Source organism: Clavibacter lycopersici (assembly GCF_003576405.1).
In the GTDB taxonomy this organism is placed as follows: Bacteria; Actinomycetota; Actinomycetes; order Actinomycetales; family Microbacteriaceae; genus Clavibacter; species Clavibacter lycopersici.
Map to the genome: position 1 here is coordinate 1 of NZ_QWGT01000247.1, position 4,001 is coordinate 4,001.

The 4,001-nt window shown below is 74.7% G+C and carries 7 protein-coding genes; all 7 read right to left on the reverse strand.

Features of this window, described 5'->3' with window-relative positions; translation table 11 throughout:
• Positions 1-8 precede the first annotated feature (8 nt).
• Positions 9-470: a phage holin family protein gene (locus DZG00_RS13145; protein WP_119455709.1), complete on the reverse strand. Its 462-nt coding sequence runs from the start codon at positions 468-470 to the stop codon at positions 9-11.
• Positions 471-552: 82 nt separating this feature from the next.
• The gene (locus DZG00_RS13150) at positions 553-1,158 is read right to left on the reverse strand and encodes a hypothetical protein (RefSeq protein ID WP_119383150.1); all 606 of its coding nucleotides are present in this window, start codon (positions 1,156-1,158) and stop codon (positions 553-555) included.
• Positions 1,155-1,733, reverse strand: a complete 579-nt coding sequence (locus DZG00_RS13155) for a hypothetical protein (protein ID WP_119383151.1) — start codon at positions 1,731-1,733, stop codon at positions 1,155-1,157. Before DZG00_RS13155 ends, DZG00_RS13150 begins: the two co-directional genes overlap by 4 nt.
• Positions 1,730-2,104 (reverse strand): hypothetical protein, encoded by a 375-nt coding sequence (locus DZG00_RS13160; protein WP_119455710.1) that lies wholly within the window; start codon positions 2,102-2,104, stop codon positions 1,730-1,732. Before DZG00_RS13160 ends, DZG00_RS13155 begins: the two co-directional genes overlap by 4 nt.
• Positions 2,101-2,289 (reverse strand): DUF2273 domain-containing protein, encoded by a 189-nt coding sequence (locus DZG00_RS13165; RefSeq protein ID WP_015489105.1) that lies wholly within the window; start codon positions 2,287-2,289, stop codon positions 2,101-2,103. The genes DZG00_RS13160 and DZG00_RS13165 overlap by 4 nt, the downstream gene beginning before the upstream one ends.
• On the reverse strand, positions 2,286-2,723 hold the full coding sequence (locus DZG00_RS13170) for an Asp23/Gls24 family envelope stress response protein (protein WP_119383207.1): 438 nt from the start codon (positions 2,721-2,723) through the stop codon (positions 2,286-2,288). The genes DZG00_RS13165 and DZG00_RS13170 overlap by 4 nt, the downstream gene beginning before the upstream one ends.
• Before the next feature lie 205 nt (positions 2,724-2,928).
• Positions 2,929-4,001 (reverse strand): AraC family transcriptional regulator (locus DZG00_RS13175; protein WP_147360004.1); only part of this gene is annotated, 1,073 nt, incomplete at its 5' end.

Sequence of the window (4,001 nt, forward strand, 5' to 3'; positions counted from 1 at the left end):
CGCGCGGCTCAGCCGGCGGTCGGCGCGGATCCCGCGGGCCCGGTCGGCCCGTCGGATCCGCTGCGGCCGGCGTCCCGGTCGCCCGGGCGCATGCGGTCGCGCGCGTGGTGCAGCGTGTCCGACGGCACGGGCGGCACCCCGCGGGAGAGCCGGGAGAGGCCGAGCCGCACGACGACCGCGGTCGCGATCGCGAACAGCGCGAGCGTGATGAGCGTCGCCGCCCACAGCGGCAGCGCGAGCAGCAGGAGCGCCACGATCACCGCGGCCAGGAGCCCCAGCGAGACGAGCGCGAGCGCGACGCCCGCGCCGAGCATGATCGCGCCCGAGCGGGCGGACCGGGCGCGCTCGCCGATCTCGCGCTTGGCCGAGTCGATCTCGGCGCGCACCGCGCGGAGCAGGGGGTCGACGGCCTTCTGGGCGAAGGATCCGCCCAGCCAGCCGCCGCGGGAGGAGCTGTCGTCGTCGGTCATGGTGCGTCTCTTCTCTCATGCAGGGGACAGACGGCCGCCCCGGCCGGGATCTCGAGGATCCGGACCGGGGCGGCCGCGGGGATCAGGCCAGGCGGGTCTCGCTCGTCATGCTCGAGCGGAGGCCGCCGGTGATCTGGATGACCACCGGGACCTCGGTGCCGAGCACCGCGTCGAGCCGGGTGACGGCCTCGTCGACCGTGCGGCGGACCGCGACGGGCGAGACGCCGCGACGCGCGACCGCGGTGACCCGCAGCGTGGTGGCGTGCGCCACCTCGAACGCCGTGACGTCGACGGAGACGATCGAGGAGTCGTCGCGGAGCGCGTCCCCGAGCAGCTGCTCGGCGACCTTCGCGTCGATGACGACCGATCCGCCCGTGGGTGTGGACGCATCGCGTCCGCCCTCGAGTCGCACGAGCGTCCCGGTGCGGCCGTGCCCCTGGCGGAGCGCGAACCAGGCGAGGACGACGATGAGCACGAGCGCGACCAGCGCGACGACCCACAGGATCCACGGCTGCCCGCCCGAGAGGGCGTCGGCGACCGGCTGCTTCGCGTCGGAGGCCGCGCCGGAGACCGTCGACTGGACGTCGGGCAGCAGGCTGCCGGCGCCGAGGGCGACCCCGGCCGCGATCAGGACGAGCCCGACCACGATGACGAGGAGGCGGTTCAGCGCCCTGTTCGTGCTGGTCATGAGCCCACCTTCCCGTCCTTCGCGAGCGTCACCTTGGCGGTGAGCTTCGGCGTGTAGTCGTAGCCGTCGAGCTCGGCGCGGACGGCCTGCTCGATGGTGGCCTTGTCCGGCGTGTACCCCGTGGAGGGCGTGAGGCGGACGAGGACCTGGCGCTTCGAGACCGAGACGTCGACCTGGTCGGGCGACACCTCGCCCGCGTAGCTGGCGGTGAGGGCGATGGAGCGGGCGATGACGCGGTCGTCGACGACGGCCGCGGTGCGTCCCACGCTCCCGCCGCGACGGCCGCGGCTGCCGGGCTTGAGGCCCACGATCACGAGGATCAGGCCGATGACCGCGACCACGACGCCGATCGCGACGAGCGCTCCCGCCGGGGCGGAGGCCGCGTCGAGCGCGGAGGACGCCAGGTCGGCGGGTGCGAGCAGCAGCGGCGCGGTGCCGATGGCCGCGAGGACCGACTCGGTGCCGATCCACGCGAGCACGAGGATCAGCAGCACGGCGATCGTGATGGCGATGCCGGCACGCGACGAGTGCGTCTCCCGCCGCACGAGGCGACGGTAGGTGCTGTCGGTGCTCATGAGACCCTCCTGCGTTCCTGGATGCGGGCGCCCGTGATCCGCAGGTCGACCCGGCCCACGGTGGATCCCGTGAGGCCGAGCACGCGGTCGCGGACCTCGGTCTGCGCCCGGGTGAGACGCTCCACCAGCGACCCCTCGCGGACCGGGCGGTCCGAGAGGGCGGGGACGCGGATGGGGGTGCGCGCCTCGACGGTGAGCTTGCCGCCGGCGTCCGTCAGGGTGACGGACACGTCCGACGCGGGCACCTCGAGGGCGTCCGCGGTGACGGCGGAGACCACGCGGCGCACGGCGCGCGACGTGATCGTGGTGCGGCCGCGGGGCGCCGGGGACGAGGTCCCGGGCGTCCCGGGGGCCGCCAGCGCGGAGCTCACGACGACCGGCGCCCGCGGAGGGCGTCGGCGAGGCCGCGGACGTCCAGCTTCCCCTCGAGCACGCGGCCGACGCCGAAGCCGACGGCCATGAAGATCAGCACGAGGAGGAAGCCGCCGAAGCCGAAGGCGAGACCGGAGAGCGCGAGGACCGCCCCGACGAGGAGGCCCGTGACGGTGGGGGTCACTGGACGCGCTTCTCGGCCGCGTCGTCGTCGGACGACTTGTCGGACGGGAGGTTGACGTCGGTGATGGTGACGTTGACCTCGGTGACCTCCATGCCGACGACCTGGTCGATGGCCTCGGTGATGGCGGTGCGCACGTCGTCGGCGACCTGCTGGAGGTCGACGGGGTACTCGGCGATGAGGGTCACGTCGACGGCGACCTGGGTCTCGCCGACCTCGACGGAGATGCCCTGGCCGCGGTCCTGCTGTCCGATGACGTTGCGGATCGCGCCGACGGCACGGGCAGCGCCGTTGCCGAGGTCGTGCACGCCGGGGACCTGGCGGGCCGCGATGCCGGCGACCTTCTCGATCACGCCGTCGGCGATGGTGTTCTTGCCGCCGGTGGTCCCGGTGCCGGTGACGCCGGTGGACGCGGACGTGGGGGTGATGCTCGACATGGTGTCTCTCTCTCGTGGTGGTCGGACGGTGGTGGTGGTGCAGCTGCGTGGCGCGGATCCGAGGGTGCCTCGCGATCCCGCCTCGTCATTCAGACGCATGGACCGGGCGGTTCGGCACGCGGCTCAGGCGACTCCCAGGAAGCCTGCGCACCGCTTCGCCTGCCGGACACGGATCGGGGCGGATGCGGATAGCGCCCGCAGCGCGTCAGCCGCGCAGGGTCGCGCTCGGCAGCTCGCCGAAGCGCTCCGCGTAGGAGGCCGCGAACCGGCCGAGGTGACCGAAGCCCCACTGCTCGGCGACGGCCCGCACCGTGGTGGTGGCGGGCGACGCGTCGCGCAGCTCGGCGCGCACGCGGTCCAGTCGGATCCCGCGGAGCAGCGCGCTCGGGGTCGTGTCCTCGTGGCGCCGCACGGCGAGCTGGAGCACGCGCGTGCTGATCCCCGCGGCCCGGGCCGCGTCCGCCGGCGTGATGGGCCGGTCGGCGTGGTGGTGCAGGTACTCGATGGCGGTGCGGACGGCGCTCATGCGCGGCGCCCGCATCTCGGCGCTGAACGGCACGTCGTGCCACGGGAACAGCTGGAGCGTGGCGCGGGCGACGAGGAGGCCGGCCTGCATCCGCAGCAGCGGGCTCGACGTGGCGTCCTGCAACACCGGGCTCGCCTCGCCGACGGCCTGCCGCCAGGCGGAGGCCTGCTCGGGTGTCGGCGGGCGGGCGTGGTCGAAGACGAGGGGACGCGAGCGGCCCTCGTGCAGCTCCGCCGCGGTCTCCTCGAGGAAGGTGGCGTCGATGTGCACGAGGTTCTGCACGCCGGGCTCGCAGTGGAAGGTGAACGACCGGCCGGACGGCAGGAGGAACGGCCGGGATCCGCTCGATCGCACCTCGTGGGAGCCGATGTCGACGGCGCCGGATCCCTCCCGCCACCAGGCCACGACGTAGTCCGGCAGCGTGGGCAGGCGGCCCCAGTGCTCGGCCGGGAAGCTGGACGAGCGGAGCGTCACGTTCTCGTCGCCGACGAAGGAGTACCGGTAGGCGAAGTCGCCCGGGCCCTTCGCGGCGCGGAAGTCGGTGCCCGGGTAGAGGGCGGCGTAGCGCGCGACGGCCTCGTCGATGTCGGTGCCGGCCATGTGGCCGCGCCGCAGCGCGGGTGCCGGGGCCTCCGCGGCCCAGTCGGCGCGATCCGCGGACCGGCCGTCCGAGGGCGCGCCGCCTTCGTGGGGCGCGATGGTGTCGACGGTCGCGCCGCCGTCGTGCGGGCGCGTGCGCGGTGCCGTCGGGA